General features: G+C 66.8%; 6 protein-coding genes. All 6 read right to left on the reverse strand.

Features of this window, described 5'->3' with window-relative positions; genetic code table 11:
• Positions 1-179 precede the first annotated feature (179 nt).
• From AB0H93_RS08425 to pglW, 6 genes are read right to left on the reverse strand one after another with little or no spacing between them, the layout of a single operon-like run.
• On the reverse strand, positions 180-2,288 hold the full coding sequence (locus AB0H93_RS08425) for a DEAD/DEAH box helicase (RefSeq protein ID WP_358569440.1): 2,109 nt from the start codon (positions 2,286-2,288) through the stop codon (positions 180-182).
• Entirely contained in the window at positions 2,285-3,607 is a 1,323-nt protein-coding gene (gene brxD, locus AB0H93_RS08430) for a BREX system ATP-binding protein BrxD (protein WP_358569443.1), read from the reverse strand. The genes AB0H93_RS08425 and brxD overlap by 4 nt, the downstream gene beginning before the upstream one ends.
• Positions 3,604-6,291 (reverse strand): BREX-2 system phosphatase PglZ, encoded by a 2,688-nt coding sequence (gene pglZ / locus AB0H93_RS08435; protein ID WP_358569446.1) that lies wholly within the window; start codon positions 6,289-6,291, stop codon positions 3,604-3,606. The genes brxD and pglZ overlap by 4 nt, the downstream gene beginning before the upstream one ends.
• The gene (locus AB0H93_RS08440) at positions 6,288-10,067 is read right to left on the reverse strand and encodes a PglY protein (RefSeq protein WP_358569449.1); all 3,780 of its coding nucleotides are present in this window, start codon (positions 10,065-10,067) and stop codon (positions 6,288-6,290) included. Before AB0H93_RS08440 ends, pglZ begins: the two co-directional genes overlap by 4 nt.
• Positions 10,064-13,681, reverse strand: a complete 3,618-nt coding sequence (gene pglX, locus AB0H93_RS08445) for a BREX-2 system adenine-specific DNA-methyltransferase PglX (RefSeq protein ID WP_358569452.1) — start codon at positions 13,679-13,681, stop codon at positions 10,064-10,066. The genes AB0H93_RS08440 and pglX overlap by 4 nt, the downstream gene beginning before the upstream one ends.
• Before the next feature lie 34 nt (positions 13,682-13,715).
• Positions 13,716-18,038: a BREX system serine/threonine kinase PglW gene (gene pglW, locus AB0H93_RS08450; RefSeq protein ID WP_358569455.1), complete on the reverse strand. Its 4,323-nt coding sequence runs from the start codon at positions 18,036-18,038 to the stop codon at positions 13,716-13,718.
• Positions 18,039-18,209: the final 171 nt, after the last annotated feature.

Consider the following 18,209-nt stretch of genomic DNA (forward strand, 5'->3'; position numbering starts at 1 on the left):
TCGACTACGCTTCCGATCCCACCCACACCTCGTCTTGAGCCTGCGCAGCATCAATCCCCCGCGTCTAGGACTGCGGCACCGTTGTGCAACGTAGCAGAAACGCGCGCAGAAATGATCGCCAGGAGCATGACCACAGCGGAGATCCAGGCCCGAGTGGTCATCTCACACTTCGACGAGCCCTACAGTGCTTTCACGAACCGAACCGGCCTACCCAGCAGCTCCCGCGCGCCGTCGAGGTCCGCCAAGCGGCCGGCGAGGGTCCCGGTGGCAAGGTCGTGCGGCAGCGCCTCGCTGAACTTCAGGCCCTTCAGCGCCCGTTCGTCCACCTCGGGCAGACAGAGCCTCTGCTCGGCGCCGACAACCCCAGCCCGCCACAGCTCGCGGCTCAGGTCGGCCCGCAGCCGCAGCGATACGTCATCGAAACGGGCGTTCTCGTCGGTGAGTCCCGTCAGCGTCGCGGCGAGGGTCGCGTTGGCGCGGAACCCTCCCCAGGTCCACCACCGCACGTCGTCGCCGTCCTGCGTGATTGCTGTGCCGTCCGCGGTCACCGCGCTGTTGCGCTCTTCGCGCACCTCCGCCAGCTCCCGCTGAGCGCGCTGCGTCAGCGCAACCGGCGGATCCGCTCCGAGCAGCACGTCTCGCGCAGCCTGTGCCAGGTCGAACCCCACTCCCGCAGCACCGGGCGTGAGCCACCTGGCTCGTCCGCCTCCCGATGCGGGTTCGACGTAGCAGCGACGGCGCTTCCAGTCGATCCAGGTGACCTTCCAGCTGCGCCCGCCGAGCAGCAGCCTCCGCGGTCCGTCAACTTTCTCGGTCAGCAGAGCGGGGTCGGTGTGCCCGATTTCCCGTCGTCCTTCCAAAACCGCGAACTGGGGTGGTGCCGTGAACACGGCGGTCATGTCCATGAAGTGGCGACGTCCGAAGTGGCGCTCGGCTTCGGGACCGATGAACAGCAACTGGCCGTCTCGTTCGAGGAAGCCTTCCTGGAGCAGGTAACCGAGAACCACCTCGGCGCTGCGGTCGAACGGGGCGAGCCCGTTCCAGGCTTGGGACCAGAGTGCGCCGCCGATGGTGTTCTCCTGCAGGCACAGCGCCAAGAGCTGCTGGGCGACTATGTGCCGAGGCTCGGGTGGTGCGGTGACGCCTTCTACATATCCACGCCCCCAGAGGACCAGCAACGCCGCGGACCACAGCAGTGCATCTTTGCGCAGCGCGAGGAACAAGCAGTTGCGGTTGCTGCCGGGGCGTCGCCCGCTCCGGCCCAGTCGTTGCAGGAACGATGCGACGGTGGTGGGTGCGTTGATCTGGATGACGCGATCGAGGTCGCCGACGTCGATGCCGAGTTCGAGGGTTGAAGTGGAGACGATGACGCAGTCGCGGGCGTCTGCGAAGGCCTGCTCCGCCTGGCGTCGGTCATCGAGTGATAGCGAGGCGTGCGAGAGGAAGGTCGTAACGCCCTTCGCTCGCAGGGTTGCGCCCAGTTCTTCGACGAGTTGCCGGGAGTCGCAGAACACCAGGCGCTTCTCACCGCGGTGAAGGGTGGAGATCACGGTCGCCGCGTTGTCGACGGAGCCGACGTAGTCCAGCTCGATGTCCCCAGCTGGTACACCCCGCGACGGCTCACCGAAACCAGGTGCGACGACCGTGCCACGTCGGCGCTCTCTTCCGGAGCCCTGCAGCCAATGGAGCAGGTCGTCGGGGTTGCCGACGGTCGCCGACAGCCCGATGCGCTGGATGGGCATCCCGGTGATGCGGGTGAGTCGTTCGAGCACGGCCAGCAGGTGCCATCCTCGATCGTCACCTGCGAAGGCGTGGACCTCGTCGACTACGATCGTGCGGACGTCGCCGAGCAGCCGGCCGTGGTCGACCTTCGTGCTGACCAGCATCGCTTCGAGCGATTCCGGGGTCGTCAGCAGGATGTCGGGTGGGTCGCGCAGGATGCGTTGCCGGGCCGGTCCGGTGATGTCGCCATGCCAAATACCGGCACGGCGACCGAGCCACGACGTGTACTGCTCGAGTCGCTGCTGGAGGTTGTTCAGCAGGGCTTTCAGCGGGCACACGTACAGCACCGAAAGTCCTTGCCACCTCTGCTCTTCCATAGTGCTGAGCAGCGGGAAGCAAGCGGCTTCGGTTTTGCCTCCGGCGGTGGGTGCGAGCAGCAGCGCGTCGTCGCCGTCGAGAACCGGGTCGATGGCTTGCTGCTGCAACGGGCGCAAGCTCCGCCAGCCCAAGGTGTTGACGATGTGGTGCGCCAGCGCGGGGTGCAACCGGGCCAGCGGCCGGCTCACGGCAGGTCCAGATCGACGTCGTCGGCGCTGGTGGCGGCGTTGCGTTCGACGTCGGTCAGCTCTCCGCTGGCCAGCGTCAGCTCGTAGTGCCGTCGCGGGTCGAACTCGTCGAACTCGTCGACCCGGTCCAGGATGTCTGCGACGAGTTTTCGCAGGAAGATCCGCGGTGCCACACCCACTCGCCCGCCGAGTTCACCGGTCAGCGCATGGGCGAGGGTGTCGACGTAAGCGTCGTCGACCAGCCTCTTCACCCGCTCGGGGTTGTGGGCGCTGCCGACGTACAGGTCGCGGACCTTGCGCCCCAAATCCGCCAGCAACTCCAGGTCGAAGCCGGGCAGCCGCAGCTGCACGGCGCGTGGGGAGTCGAAGCGGGCATCGGTGGTGAAATCGGTGGCCAGGCGTTGGGCGAGAGGAGGGAGCCGCTGCACGCCTTGCCGCCCGTCGAAGAACGCCGGTGTTCCGGTCAGGACGAGGAACAAGCCGGGGAATCGTCCTGCGTCGATCTCGTCCAGGAGCTGTCGCACCGCGTTCAGCCCTTTTTCCCGAACGTCACCGCGCACGCGCTGCAAGGTTTCGGTCTCGTCGAGCACGAGCAGCAGTCCGGGGTGACCGCAGTCGCGCAGCACGGTGAGCAGGCCTTGCAGGAACCCCAGTGCCGCGAAGTGGTCCAGGTCGCCGCGCACACCGGCTGCGCGCCGCGCGGAAGCGGCCACGGACTTCTCACCGCCGAGCCAGGCGATGAGCGCTTCGGCAGTGGCGGTGTCGCCAGCGCCGACGGCGCGGCGGTAACCGCGCAGAGCGGCAGCGAACGCAGGAGTGGTGCGTGCGACGTCCGCGAGGCGCTGCTCGAGGAGCGCCTCCACAGCCACAGCTAGTGCGCTGTCGTCTTCGGGATCGATGTCCCCACCGTCGAGGACTTGTTCCTCGAGCGTGTAGAACCAGGTGTCGACTACCGGGCGCAGTGCGCTGGGCTGGTGGGTGGCGGTGGCCAGTCGTTCGGTAAGTCGCCGGTAGACGGTTTCCAGCCTGTGCAGAGGTGTTTCGGTTTCGGAGATCTGGATCTCGGAGGTCGCCATGCCGCGCCGCTTGGCCCGCTCGGCCAGCCAGCGGGCGAAGAACGTCTTGCCGGAGCCGTATTCGCCTCGCACCGCGTGGAACGCCGCGCCGCCGTGGGCTGCCTTCTCCAGGTCTTCGCCCATGGCGTTGGAGAAGCGGTCGAGGCCGACCGCGAGCAGGTCGAGTCCTGCTTGCGGCACGGTGCCGCGCCGCAAGGCGTCGATCACATCGCGGCGGCGGGCTTCGCTGACAGTTGTGGTCACTTGGTTCCCACTCCGAACTGCAGTCGCAAGGTTTCCACGTCCAGCTTGACCCTGGTCCTCCCGTCCACTCTGGACACGATCGGATAGCCGTCGATGTTCAGCAACCGTTCGAGAGCAGTGACGAAGAACTCCGGCTGCCGGGCAGCGCGGCCGGCAGCGTCCGCCACGGCGCTGGTCGTGAGCAAGTGGTCGGGCTGCGCGGCGAGCGCGTCGATGACGGCGGCCACTGCGCGCCTGTCAGGCCCGCGGGGCGCGAAATTGCGTTGTTCCTTGTAGGCGGGACTGTTCACCACCTTGTTGCCGAGGGACTCCTCCACCGGCGGATCGACGGGGAACAACGCATCGACGTTCTCGGAGGCCTTGACCTTGCGAGACTTGACTGGCGGCTCGGGTACCGGGAGCGCTGCGGCACGTGGGCCACGGGATTCCCACCAACCGGGTTCGCTGCTTTCGCGCGGCAGCACGTGCCAATCGCTGGGCAACTGTTCCAGCGTGGGCAGGAGCACCAACACCGGCACGGTCATCTCGGCCAACGATGCACCACCGTGGTAGCCGGCTTTTCGCGGCGTGTAGCGGATGTTCTCGCGCCATGGCGCCACCAGCGTGCCGTCGCCGTAGACCACCCGCGGTCCGGACAGCGCGACTTCACCGGTGCTGGGTTCACCTGTGCGCCACCGCGCCGATTCCACCCCGCTGGCCGGGGTGGGGTTCTCCATGCCTCGGTCGAGCACGTGCCCGTGATCAGATACCAACACCACGGGACGCTGGTGGGAGCGAGCGGCGTCGAGCAGCGCGGGCAGATAAGTGATCTTGTCGACCGCCCATTCAGCGCGGTCGCCTTCCTGACCGTGGTCCAGCGCGTCGTCGATGGTGTTGAGCACTACGCCGACCACAGTCCCAGGCTCAGCCAGCGCGGTGTGGAGCTCATCGGAGAACAACTTCCCCGCCCCACCGCCGATATCGGCCTTGTGGAACAGCCGCGCGGCTCGGCGACGTTTGCGCCAGAACGCTTGGAATCCCTCTTTCTCAGTGCTCTGCTCACCAGCTGTCACGGTACCGGCGAGCAGACTGGCACGGCTGACGCGAGTCACTGAGGGGATTGCGGCCACGGCGGCGATCCGCTGCCCAGCCGTCCGGCTCACCTCGAGCCACGACTTGTCGATGAGTTCCTCTCCGAGGCCGGTCGCCACCGCGCCGCTCATTCCGTCGAGCACGATGACCAGCGGCGCGGTTTTCTTCGCGAGGGGGGCTGCGATCTCCGCCAGCACTTGTTCGACGAGCAGGCAGCCGCTGGACTCGATGGTCGAGGCGTGCGTGCTCCACACCGCCAGGCGCTGCGCGAACGCCTCGTCGAGACCATTCCTCCGAGCCTGGCTCGCTTCCCACAGCGACCGGTAGGCCTGTCCGACCACGGGGTCGCCTCCGGGATCGCCGTGCCAGAGCACGTTCAGCGCGCGGTCGGCCCAGGCGGTGTCAGCCAGCTGCAACTCGACGGCTGCAGCAACCGCTGTCGTCGCCCCAGCGGGCCGAGCCAGCCATCGGGCAAGTCGCACTGCCATCTCCGCTGCACGTACCCGCCCGGGCTGCAGCCGGGCCATCGCATGGTCCCGCACGCTCGCCAAGGCGCGCTCGGCGTCGCTGACCTTCGCCCGGTTCGATCCAGTGGGCAGGGCTGCTGCGAGTGCGTGAAGGCGAGAGATGAACGCAGACGGCAGAAAGCGGTTGTGACCGAGGGACTCGGTCAATCCGGCAGCGGAGGCGATCTCGTCGGCGCGCTGCACGACCTGTACCACGCGCTTGTGGGCCGTTTCCCAGTTGCGGCTGGTTGCGGCCTCGTGCACCCAACGCTCGAGGGTACCGGCGACGGCCTCGGTGAACGCGCGCAGTTCCCCACCATGTGCACCACCGAGCAACCCGCCCAGAGCGAGCCCCGCATCCAGTGATGCGTTCGGCCCGATAGCAGCAGACGCGACGACACCCAGCGGCATCGCATCAGCCGCTCGACCGTCGGCCACCAAGCGCGTGAGGACCTTGGCCGCGTCGCCGACGGTCTCCGTCAGCCACTGGGAAAGACCATCGCGTTCGGCTTGCGCCAATTGCTCGAACCGGACGGCGTCGCCCCCGCGCGACCACTCCAGCAACGTCCCCGCATCGAGCATTCCGTCACCGGCTGCGGGGCGGTTGAGCCTCGCCCCGATCAAAGCGCGGAGAGCGCGGTCGCGGGTGAGCACCGATCCGCTGCGCTGCCACCCCTCGGCCGGCTCGGCGTCTAGCAGAGCGTCGATGAGCCAGTCTTCGCGCCGCATGCGCTGATCGACGTCGACCGCGCCGAAGCGGTGCGCGACGATGCGTGCGCGGTCGACATTGCGGATTGAACGCAGAATCGCGTACGCGCGCAGGTCCCAGCCGAGCTGCTCCTCCGGCACGCTGGTGGTCAGCACCAGCAGATCGTCGTCCTCCGCGTGTGCCCGCAGATGCTGCTGCCAGGCTTCGACCATGCCCAGCACGGAGTGCTGGTCGACGACGTGAACTCGGCGGCGTTGCACTCCCCCTGCGACGAACGTGTCCACGCTGTCGTCGTACCGGGCGTAGACGAGCAGGAGACGCCGGCCGCTGGCGTGCGGCAGGAGGCCCTGGACGAGTGCGTCGATGACGCGGTGGTCGACCGCGGGCGGTGCGCTCATCGGGCGCTGGCCTCCCCGCTGCCACCAACGACACGCCAGATGATCTCGAACTCCGCGTCCGGGTGCCGACTGGCGTATTCGCGGATCTCCGCGTCCACCTCGGTCACCAGCTTGCTCAGCTTCTCCTCGACGACGCTGGCCTGCAAGCGCTTCGGGCTGCGGCCCGAGGCCTTCCCCGACACCGACGGGGTTCCGTTGTCGGTGAGGCTGACCGCTCCGGCGCTCGGCTGGGCCTGGGGAGCGGGTTCGTCACCGGCAGGCGTGTGCTGCAACAGCGCTGCGGCCTCGTTGATCAATTCCACCGAACGCCGCCGCAACCCGCTCAGCACCGGCAGGAGGTCACGAGTCCACTGATCGGCCCTGGCGGCGTCGGCGAGCTCGTCGATGAAGCGTTCGGCCTTGTTCCCGACCGCATCGCCACGACCGATGAACTTCCGCACTGACTCCAGCAACGTCCACTCGACCTGTTCGAAGGCGGCCTGCAGCGCTGGTGCCGATTTGATCGCAGAACCCAGTTCGTCGTCGGTGGTGCCGTACGCGACGGTGGCCAGCTCGCGCACGAGCGTCGTGGCATCGCGCGTGGCGGACACCCGTGCGAGCAGGTCTGCGGCGTCTCGTGTCGAGGTGGTCCTCTTCGCGGTCGGATCGGTGATGCCGAGTTCGGGACCATGCCGGTCCAGAGCCCTCCTAACACCGGTCACCGCGCCTTCGAACGTTCCGACCTTCTCGCGCACCTCGTTGGCGAGGTGGTTGACGTTGCGCGCGAACAGCGTGTCCGGCACGTTCGCGCCGAACACCGCCGCTGTCCGCTGCCGTGCGATCGCGAATTCCTCGGCGCTGGGCAGCTCCTGAGCGCGAAGCGCATGACCTGGCCCGATCTTCTCCAGCTCCGGCGTCTCCTGCAGCGGCGAGCCGTGCAGGACCCACGCCCGGTCGGCCAGCAGCGCGTAGGTCGCGATGATCAGGTTCATGACCGGCTTGTCCATGCCGGTGTAACCGAGCTCTTCGATCCAGCTCCGGATCTTGTCGACCGAGTAGTCGCCGGTTGCGCCGTGCTGGGCGGCGGCCTGCTCGATGCGGCGGCGCCACTCGTTGCCGACGTTGAACGGACCGTCGGACACCTCGCCCAGCTCCAGCGGGTGCACGACGCGCCGCACCAGCGGCAGGCTCTTGCTGTCGACGACGATGCGGCCGCCTGCGTCCACGGCACGGCTGACCCAGTCGAACACCGCCCGCAGCTCGCCGAGGGTGATCGCTTTCCGGTTCCGGTTGACATCGAAGTCCGGGTGCTTCGGGTACAGCGCCCCGAACATCCCGTCGGCCAGCGCGAGCACGTTGTAGTCGAATCCGGCACCCCCGTGGAGCCTCGGCTGGTATCCGGGCTGCAGCGACATCAGGTGGCCGTCCTCGCCGACCTGCTTCCCCACCGCTGAGTCGTCCACCTGCGAGATCCCGTAGAGCTGGCGCAGCGTGGCGACGAGCTGGGAGCGGAGATTGTCGGCGTTGGCCTGCAGCTGGTGCCGGATCTTGAGCCGGTTGTCCTCGGACATGGTTCCGGCGTAGTCCGACAGCCGGTCCCGCTCCAGCAAGTACTCGATCTTCAGCAACCGCCCGAGTTGAGCGGACTTCTGCGTCGAGAAGAAATGCGGCAACCACACCAGCGTCGGCGCGCTGTAGTCGTCGCGCCGGAGGCGGTTCACCCGCGCCGCGTCATCGACCGGTGATTTGTCGTGCTCGTCGAACGGGTAGTCCAGGATGAAGCGGATCTGGCCCGGCACGCTCGGTGCGAATTCGGCGTCGGCCAGCTCGTTGGCATCGCGGATGTTCGAGAACACGAACTCGGCGGTGCGGCGGGTGCCGCGCCACACGACCTCCCGTTCGCACACGCGGTTCTCGGTGTCGCGGATGCCGAGCTCTTCCCACAGGTGTTTCTTGGTCCAGATCCGCCGGGCACCCAGCGAGTCCTGCTCACCGACCTGCTCCAGCAGGGGCTCGACATCGAGGTCGGAGAGCACCAGCCGGAACACCGGATCGGCATCCCCTTCGGAGCGCAGCTCCCCGAACGGGGCCTGCAGCGCCCGCAGCTTGCTCACCACCACCGAACCCGGCGCAACGGTGCGCGAACGGATCGAACCGTGGTTCAACGCCGCCAGCCGAGGCCCAGTGAGCCGGCTCAACGCCGGCACGCTCGGTGCGAGCGCGGCCAGCAGCATGGTCTTGACGAAGCGGTCGACCGCGATGAAATCGCGCGTCCCCGGACCGTACTGGGCCTCGAGGTGGTTGCGGACCCGATCGTAGAACCGCCGCGCTGCTTTTGCTTCGCCTTTGAGCCGGTCGGTGAACGCGTCACCGCTGTTGTCGATGAGCACATCCCACAGGTCACCGAGCGGGATGAGCTCACCGACCTTCATCTCGTCGCGGCGCCGGTGCAGCAGTTCCTGCAACAGCTTCAAACCCGTGCGCTCGCGCTGCAAAGCCCCTGACAGGGCTACGAGAACGTTCAGCAACGCCGGGGAAAGCGGGTAGACCTCGCGGAAGTCCTCCCAAGTCGCGCCCGTGGCACCGGCGGCGTCCAGCAGTACCTCCCGGTCCGCGGGTTTGGTCGATTCGATGTTGGCGAACGCCGCATCGAGGATCTCCCGACCGCCCGGCAGCGGCCTGAGGACCCGCTCCTTGATGATCGCCGGCAGGTTGCGATCCTCCAGCGAAACAGTGTCGAACCGCTCGGCGAGATAGTGCACCTGCGCCTCGAGGTTCTTCACGTCCGCGCCGGCGACGTCCTCACCGACGAGCTGCGACAGGTCGCGCTGCCGGGAGATGAACGAGACGATCGGCAGCGCGCGATCCGAGTCGCCGGACTCGATGAGCTTGACCAGCTTGCTGACCTGGTTGTTGACGAACTTCTGGTCGGTCATGTGGGCCTGCAGCCACAGGATCAGCTCGTCCAGGAACAGGACCAGCCCGTCGTAGCCGAGGTCGCGGGCATGCCTGCTGATGACCGACAGCCCGTTCTCCAGCGGGATGAAGGCTGCCTCGTCACCGCTGGCGCCGCGACTGTAGGACGACATCGGACCGGACAGCAGTGCCGAGACCAGCGCGTCGCGGAGCCGGTCCCCCGGTGGTGCGGAGAACGCACGGTCGAGCTCGCCGCTGCTCCACCCGACGACGTCGTCGAGGCTGTCCAGGTCGTCCTCGCGGGTGCCGGGGGCATCCGGTGCGGTCGCGCCGAGCCACTCGGCGAACTTGCGATCGTCGCCCAGGAACTGCCGCTGCCGGCGCGCGTCGTCGAGCATCGCATCCGCGCGGTACACCGGCGGAACAGGCTCGTCGGGGTGCAGCTTGCGAACCGTCTTGGCGTAGTCACCGAGAATGGCGGAATCGATGTCGCTGGCGCCGACCAGGTGGTAGGGCACCATGAGGAACTTCTTGCCGCCCAACCACGAGTCGTGCTCGGCGATCACCGGCTGCAGTCCGGGCTTGGCGCGCGCGGCCGGGTCGTTGTTGAGCACCGCGTGCAGCACGGTCAGGAAGTGGCTCTTACCGGAACCGAACGAGCCGTGCAGGTAGGCGGCGTGGGAGCTGCCGTCCCGCAACGCGGACTGCACGATCGACAGCGCCTTGCGGAAGGCATCCCGAAGCTGGTCGGTGACCACGTACTCGGCGACGCGCTGCTCGGTCTTGTCGAAGCCACCGCTGAGCTCGATCTTGAAGTCACCGGCGTGCACCGACTCCGCGATGCTGATGACATCGCGCAGGTAGATCTCGTTCCCGCTCACTGCTCACCCTTCGCGCTGCCACGGCGGCCACGCCGAGCCGGTGCCGGCCGCCAAGCCTTCAGATCTTCCTCGGTCAGTTGGTGCTTGGTGCGCTGCTCGGTGAGGAACGCGTCGTACTCCTCGGCAGGGTTACCGCCCCACTCATCATCGTGCTCACCGTGCCACTGCTTCACCCACGGCATCACCTCGGCGAGCCCGGCGATCAACGGCGTCAGCGCCTCTTTCTCCCAGCCCTCGTCGGAGGTGCGGTCGTTGATGATGTTGACCAGTGCCTGGGCCTGGTCCTTGTGGTCCCAGCCGGCCCACCCGAGCAGCAGGCTCGAGTCCGCACCGGGCGCAGCGTTCAGGTAGGAAATGAACCGTTCCTTGGGCACGTCCAGCTTGCCGCGCTGGGACCAGTAGCTGGATTTGACGAAGTCGGCCGAGGTGTACTTCGGCGGCACCGGGATGTTCAGACGCTCGCCGGTGCGGTCTTCCTTCCGCTGCTGCTCCCAGACCTGTTCCCACTGGGCCCGCTTGCGCAGACCAGGATCCTTGTAGCGCAGGGCCGCGAGATATGGGACGTGCTGATCGGCCACGATCCGCTCCAGTACCTGCGCCAGCGTCAGGTCGGGCTTGCCGAGGTGGTCGGTGGCGTAGAGCTGGGCGACGGAATGCATGTCGGGGTCATTGCGGAATGCGTCCGCGAGCTGGTTGACCGTACGCACCCGCGGCTGCTCGAATCCGTCACGCACTCCGAACCACAGGTCGCGACGCTCGCATCTATCCAGCAGCCACGTCCGAAGCGCTTCGGCTTCCTTCTTCTCCCACGGCTCGGACGCCCAACGACGCTTGCACTCCGGACGCTCGATCAACGCAATATCGCGCCGCTTCGCGATGACGTCGATGCGCGCCTGCACGATCTCGCGGTACCAATCCGGCCAGTGAGACGGGACTTCAGTGATCGGAGTCGAACCGTGCCGCTCGAACCACGCCGTCTCGGCCTCGCCGACAGCAACCTTTCGAGCAAGCACGATCTCGAAAGCACGCTCACCGAGCTTGATCTCAGGTACATCCTCCCGGTCAGCTGCCGCGAGATGGTCGCGCTCACCGTCGTTGAACAGGCCGTAGGAGTGGTAAACGTTCCAGTCGAGCTCTTCCTGTAAAGCGATCATTCGGCCCCGGATGCGCTCGTGCTCGACGCGAGCCGTGTTGAGCCGCGCTTTCGTCGGGGGCGCTTCCGAAGCAATCCACGACGGTTCCTGCGCGGACAATTGCTGAGCCATCGAATCCAGGACCTGCCCCAAATTCAACGGTAGTTCAGCAGCTAGAGGAAAGTCCGCGATATTCGTCGCGTTGAACGCGAATCTCTCCATCCAGCCTTCAGGCTGGATTCCACGCCCCACTCCACTTCCACCCTTTGGGAAGCACGCCTGCTTGAGCCAGAAGCACGCCGTCGAGGAGTTGAGCACTCCGAGCAACGCCAGGTGCTGATCCTCACTCCCCCCCTCCGGCAACTTAATCACCGGCGCGGTCTGTTTGAAGACCTTGCCGCCCCGATCCAGTACAAAATGGTTATGCGTCGCAACTTCTGCAAACGCAATCGCCAGCGGGGTACGGAGCTTGCTTACGGTAAGGCGCCCAAACTCGAACCAGTTCATTCCGGACTCAATCTTCACCTTCCCCCCAAAGAGAAGATTGTTCGCGATGGTAGTCCGACACGGCCACATGCGCATCAAGAGAGCGGGGGTCGCCTGAATATCAATGGGCTTCATTTCTGAAGTATAGGGAAAAAGAGTCGCGTCGAACTCGCCACCTGACCAGTCTCGGACCAAATCTCCCGTGACCATGTCACGCAACTGCGCATCACAGATTCCAACCCGGTTGGCCGAGCGCCTCGATTGCAGGTACAAATCGTCTTCCAGCGTAAAGCTGGTGATACCAATCGATTCAGCCCGCTCGTTTAAACTCATAGAAGCCAATGAATTCAAGCACTCAAGGAGGTCGCCGGCACCGCCGCCACTCAGGCTCCACGGGTGAAGACGAAACGAAAGGCGATCAATGTCGCCTACGGAGACCCATTCTGACTCGCTTCCAGGCCTGTCAATTTGGCCAGCAATTGCCGACCATACAAGTCCTTTCGCGGGCACATCAGGCTGGCTAGGTTCGCCGCGCACTCCGAGTACCGCCCGGACCCGGTCACCATAACGACCCTGGTGATTCCGTCCAACCAAGATTACGGTCGGTGTGCCGTGTCCGGGAATGTACGCACCAGAGGTATCGATGACGTGCGTCAGGTGCACCTTCTGCGCGAAGTAGTCCTCGATAAGCTTCTTGCCGAACTCGCGCTTCATGAAGGAGTTCGCGGTGATCTGGCCGACGTACCCCGCGTCCCGATCACTACCGCTGCGGAAGACCGCGAGTTGGAACAACCTCTTGGCGAAAGGTACCGACAACGCGTACTTGCCAGAGCAGACATCCGGGTAGAGTGCGCGGTAGTTCGCGTTCTCCTGCTTGTCCTTCACCGTGATGTACGGCGGGTTCCCGACCACCACGTGATAGGATGCCCGCCCCAGAAGGTTGCACTTCTGCACGAACTCGTTGACGTCCTCGGTGGCGTACGTATGCGCTTCCTTGGCGGCGAACAGCCCATCGTCCGGTCGAGGCGCACCTCGCCCATGGATGAGTGAGTCCCCAACCGCGATGTTGATCGGGAAGTCCTTCGCCTGGTCCAATCGTCGCTCACCTGCAGCCCGCAGAGCGGCAGCCAACAGCCGGAACCTCGCGATGGAAACAGCGAACGGGTTCTTGTCGCAACCGTGGACGGACTCCAGCGCTCGGCGGATCAGCGCCCAGTCGTCCGTCCCGGGCTCGGCCTTGCGCCACTTCTCCAGGAGGCGGTGGAAGATGCCGAGCAGAAAGTGGCCGGAACCGCAGGCGGGGTCGATGGTGCGCAGGCCCTCGATGCCGAACTCCTCGACCGCCGGTTCCAAGGTCAGGTCGAGGATGAATTCCTCGACGAACTCCGGGGTCTGCAGCAGCGCGTATGTCTTACGCGCGTTCTCCGACAGGTCCTGGTACAGGTCGCCGAGGAAGCGGGTGTCCCATTCAGGATCCATGAAGTCGTAGCGGACCTCGCCGTCGCCGTTCAGGCGTCGCCAGAACTGCAGCAGCGCGGTGGAGGCTTCGAACGACGGCGTGATCTCCCACAGCGGGTTGTGCCTTCGGTCGAACAACCCAGCGGCCGTTGTGTGCGCCGCGGCGAGGTTGTCGAATGCGGCGATGATCCAGTCGCGGTCGTTGTCCTGCGGCCGCTGCTTGAAGTGCTCCTCGTGCCGCTCCTCAGCGATGGACAGCCGCTCCCCAGGACCGGCGATGAACGGTTCCGAAATCAGGCCGTTGTCCTCGCAGAACCGCACGAACACCGTGCCCAGGACCCAAGCCGTCGCGACCTGCGTGACCCGTTCGTCCCGCCACGACTCGAACGGCGCCGCAGTCCGCTCGGCCTGGAACGCCTCCTTGTACTCCGCGCGCAACCTCTCGGCAAACTCCGCCTCCTCGCTGCGGGCTCGCAGGTCGTCTTCCAAGTCCCCGACCTGCTTGCGCAGATCCTTCACCAGCTCCGGCAGGTTCACCCCAGGCGCCGCCATCGTCTATCCCACTTCCCCATCACGCTGCGCTGCCCGCGCCAGCGCGCAAGCCCTTCAAGAAACCCTCATCGAGCACCACGCGCTCGGACTCGCCCAGCACCTCGACGATCCGGTGCTCGAGCTTCGGCGTTTCCGACGCCGACTCCACAGGGCACAGCACCCACAACCCGTGCGGCGCGTCGTCCGGGCGCCGAGCCGCATTCTGCAACCCCGTCAGCAGTCCGCGGCCGCCTTCGTTGAAATACCGCCCGAGCAGGCTCGCATGGTGCAGGAACAGCACGCTGCTCTGCGCCTGAGCCTCCTCCAGCAAGCACTGCCGCACGCGATCCCACGCGGCCGACACGTACGACGCCAAGCCGCGGGTCACCTCGCCTGTCTCGCTGAACTTCCCATCCAGCCGGCGAACCTTGTCCCAGTCCTGTCCTCGCTCATCGACGAGCTTGCGGAACTCGGACAGGAACGTCGCGTCCACATTGACCGCGCGCACCGGATACACCGACGCCAGTGCCTCGGCCGCACCCGGAAAGTGAATCCCGCGCAGCGTCAGCGCGACGAAGCCACCCCGTTCCACGGCAGAGCTCAGCTTCGCGTGCGTCACCTCGCTCGGATCCAACCCAGCAGTCCGGGCATCCCGCCCGGCCGCAGTGGTGTACGAGCTGCTGGCCAACCGGGAGGGTTCCAGCGCCGGTGGGCGGAACCGCCGGTCGGCGGGGTCGTACTCGAGTTGGAAACCGGCCGCCTTGAGCGCTTCCTCGAGCTGGACGTGCGTCATCCGCTCGTCCAGCTCGAGCAGCGGGAAGCGCGCTTTGACCTTGGCCAGCAGATCCTGCTGGGTGATGCCGCCATCGCGGCGGACCCCGGCCGGCGCCTGCGAAATCCGCAGCGCGCGCACCAGGTCCAGCTTGTGCGGGTACAACTCCAACCGCGGTGAAGCGGCTGCGTTGTCCGACATCGCCGCCGCCAGCTCTACCAGTCTGGTGTCGGCTTGCAGGGCCAGGCCCTCCGGTGGTTCGACGGCTCGCAGTTCCCGGACCACCACTCCCCTGCCAGGAAGGGGCTCCTGCTGCACCAGGTCATCCGCCCGCGCTCCCAACTTGACGGCGAAGTCCGCCAATTCCGGGGCGCTGGGGTCCGTGGCGCCCACCAAAGACTCGAGCGCGATCACCACGTGACCGCCCCGTCGCAGCATCTGCAGTCGCGCCTCGTCGTCCTCGTCGTCGCTGTGCGATCCCGCCCACGTCTCAGTTTCGACAGCCGCGCGCACGACCGCCAGGGCCCGCGCCCGAGCGCGCGCAGGATCCTGCTCGACCGAACCGCGCTGCGCACGCAGCGCCGCAGCCAGCTCTTCAGCAGTCATGACTCGGCCGGCATCAGTGAGGAGGGCGACAAGCTCGTCCCGCACCGCCGTGAGATTGGGATCGTCCGCCCAGTCCTTGGTCTTCGCCCGCATGTGGTGGGACACCGTCGCCTGGGTCACACCGAGCTGCTTGGCCACCTCGCTTTGGGTCGGCCACGGCTTCGGGACGCCATCGTCGTCGGGCAGGCCGAGAGCCAGGCGCACAGCTTCGGCTCGTTTGGAGTTACGTCCCGGTGACGGCGGGACCAGCAGCGCCGCAAGATCGTCAATGGTGAGACGGCCTTCGAGCGGTGGGCGCTGATCGTCCTTCGCTGCTTTCAGCAGAGCTTGCAACCACTGCTTGTGCCGCCGGTTGAGCTCCTTGCGCACCGCGGCGCCGCTACCACGTGCCTTGGAGATCTGGTAGGGGGGCACGCCCAGCAGCTCGCGGACCGTCGTTGCGTTGAACGACGCCGCGACCGACACTGCACGCGGCGACAACCCCGCGGCGTCCAGCAAGGTGTCCAGCGTGGCGGCCTCGGCGTATGCGTCGCGGGTCCCCTCCAACGACGACTGGTCGATGTCGACCGTCTCCGCGGTGGTGATCGGCTGGGCCGCGTCGGCCTTCCGGAACACCTCCCGCCAGGCGTCCTCCATCTGCTGGAACGTGTCGAACCGCTTGTCGACATCGCGGTGGAACGCCCGCAGGAAGAACTCGTTCAACTGGTCTCGCAATGCGGGCTCGAACAGGTCCGCGGCAAGCACCGGCGTCTCGTCATCGGTGGTGCGGGGGTCGGTCATCCCGTCGCCCCACACGGGCCGCTGACCCGACGCCATCTCGTGCAGGGTCACCGCCGCCGCATATCGCTCCGCGTGGTCGTCGTAGACGGGGCGTCGGTCCGTTCCCAGCAACGGGTCCAGGTACCCGCGGGTCCCGGCCTTGACGTCCCGCTCCGAGATACCGGCCAGCGAGAAGTCGAACAACATCAACTGCGTGGAGCGATCGACGCGCCGGAACACGCCGAAGTTGTCCGGCTTGAGGTCGCGATGCCGAACTCCCTTGCCAACCAACGCGTCCAGCGCGGTGAACAGGTCCCGGCCGTAGCGCTCGAGGTTGTGGTACGTGAGCTTGCCCTCGGCGCGGATCGCCTCACCCAAGGTCTGACCGTTGAGGTCGAAACCGCCGGCGTACTCGAGCTCGAGCAGCGTGCGCCCGCCCAACTGGCGCGGAGGTTCCAGCAGCTTGACGACGACACCGCCGCCGACCTTGTTCAACGCGCGGGCCTCGGCGTGCAGTCGCTCGGCCTTCTCCTCGTCGAGCGCGACCTTGAACACGCGGTGTTCGGGCTTCCCGCCACCGTCGTCCTCGTCAGCGCGTGCGACCAACAAAGCACGTGCGGTGGCACCGGTGCCGAGCACCCGCACCACCGTCCAGCCGCCATCCAGCGTCTGGCCGGCGGACACCTCTAGCGGGTCCACGCTCGGCACAGCCGTGTCCGGCACCGACTGCGCTTCGGCCTGGTCCAGTCGTTTGAGGAACTCATCCGCCGATTGCAGCCGGTCGTTCGGGTCGTTCCTCGTCGCCTCGAAGACCAAAACGTCGAGCTCGTCGGAGACGCCGTCAGCTACGGCGGAGGGCCGGAGCCCCTTGTTCGCCCGGAGCCGCTCGATCAACCCTCGCCGCTGCGTCGCGGGTGGTTGGCCGGTGAGCAGGAAGTAGGTCAACGTTCCCAGGCCGAAGACGTCCAGGTCGACCGGGTCCGCGTACGGGGTGTCGAAGTCCGGCGCCAGGTACACCTCGGCCGAGTCGGCCAGGTGCTCGCCGGTCACCGAGCTGTTGCCGAGCGACGACACGCCCGATGTCGTGTCGAAGTCGCGAGCTGCGGCCTGCCAGTCGGTGATCCGCAGCACGGGCTGCGAGCCGTCGTCCTTCGCCGACACGTAGACCGACCGGGCCGACAGCGCACGGTGGTACAGCGACCGCTGGTGGGCGTACTGCACGGCCTCGGCCAGCTGGCGGACCAGATCCAACCGGGTCTCGGTGGTCAGCTGCTCGCAGAAGACGTCGAGGTATGAATCCAGTCGCAGGTCCGAGTGCCGGTGGCGGAACATGATCGCCGGGCCGCCCTGGTGGTGGGCGATCTGCACGGCCTGGGCGATGCCGCGGTGGTTGATGCCCTGCAGCACCTGGTACTCGCGACGAGCCGCTCGGTCCACCGACTGGCGCTGATCCGCGGTGGCCTGCTGCGCCGTCAAGTAGATCCGGACCCGGCCTTCCTCCTTGACCAGGTCCGAGCGCTCGGCGAGCCGGTCCTCCCAGGTCGGGCCTGCATCGAGCTTGTCCGGCTGCAACGTCCAGTCGTCGCCGAACCGCAAGTGGGACGTCGCGGCGCTGATCCCGATGTCCCTGAGCAGATCGGGCAGCAGCTGCGAGAACTCGGGGTCGACCCGCTTGTTGTCCCGCTGGGGTGGCTTCGACAGCAGGTCGCGCCAGATCCACGGCAGACCGTCGCAGTCCTCGTCACGGCCGTAGACCTTGGCGCACTGCACCTCGTCGAGCTCCGAGCGCAAGCCCTTCGCCGACAGGAAGATCGCCGGATCGATCCACGGCGTGTTCTGCTTGTAGCCGCGCTTCTTGAGCGCCCAGTCCAGACGGGTCTTGAGGTCCTTGCACTTCAGGTCGGTGAGGTGCAGCGGGTTGCGCAGGGTCCGCGGGTAGCGGGCGCCGTCTTCGTACACCTTCCACGTATCGCCCCTGTTGACCACCCGCCCCGGGTGCCCCTTGAGCTCCACCAGGTAGAGGCCACCAGGCACGGCGATCAGGAGGTCGCACTCGTTGATGCGTCCGGAGACCGCGGTGAAGGAGAACGTGGCCCACCCCCGGTACGGCTCGGCGTTGGGCATCAGCCGCTCGATGTGATCGAGGCCGTCCTGCTCCCAGGCGTACGGCGATGGGCGGCTCTGGAACCAGCGCTGCTTGGCCGGCGGTGGTTTCGGCTTCGGCACCGATGATCCGCCGCTGGGCAACGCGGCCACCCCCCATCTACTTGATCAACGTCGTCCGTTGACGCTAGCGGTTCGCACCAGCGCCGATCCTACTTCCAAGAGGTCGCAACCAAGCCGAGACTTCGCACGTGCCTGAGAGCCCCTATCCTCGCCAAACACGGGACGTAGGAT

This window comes from Saccharopolyspora sp. NPDC050642 (assembly GCF_040654735.1).
GTDB classification, from domain to species: domain Bacteria; phylum Actinomycetota; class Actinomycetes; order Mycobacteriales; family Pseudonocardiaceae; genus Saccharopolyspora; species Saccharopolyspora elongata.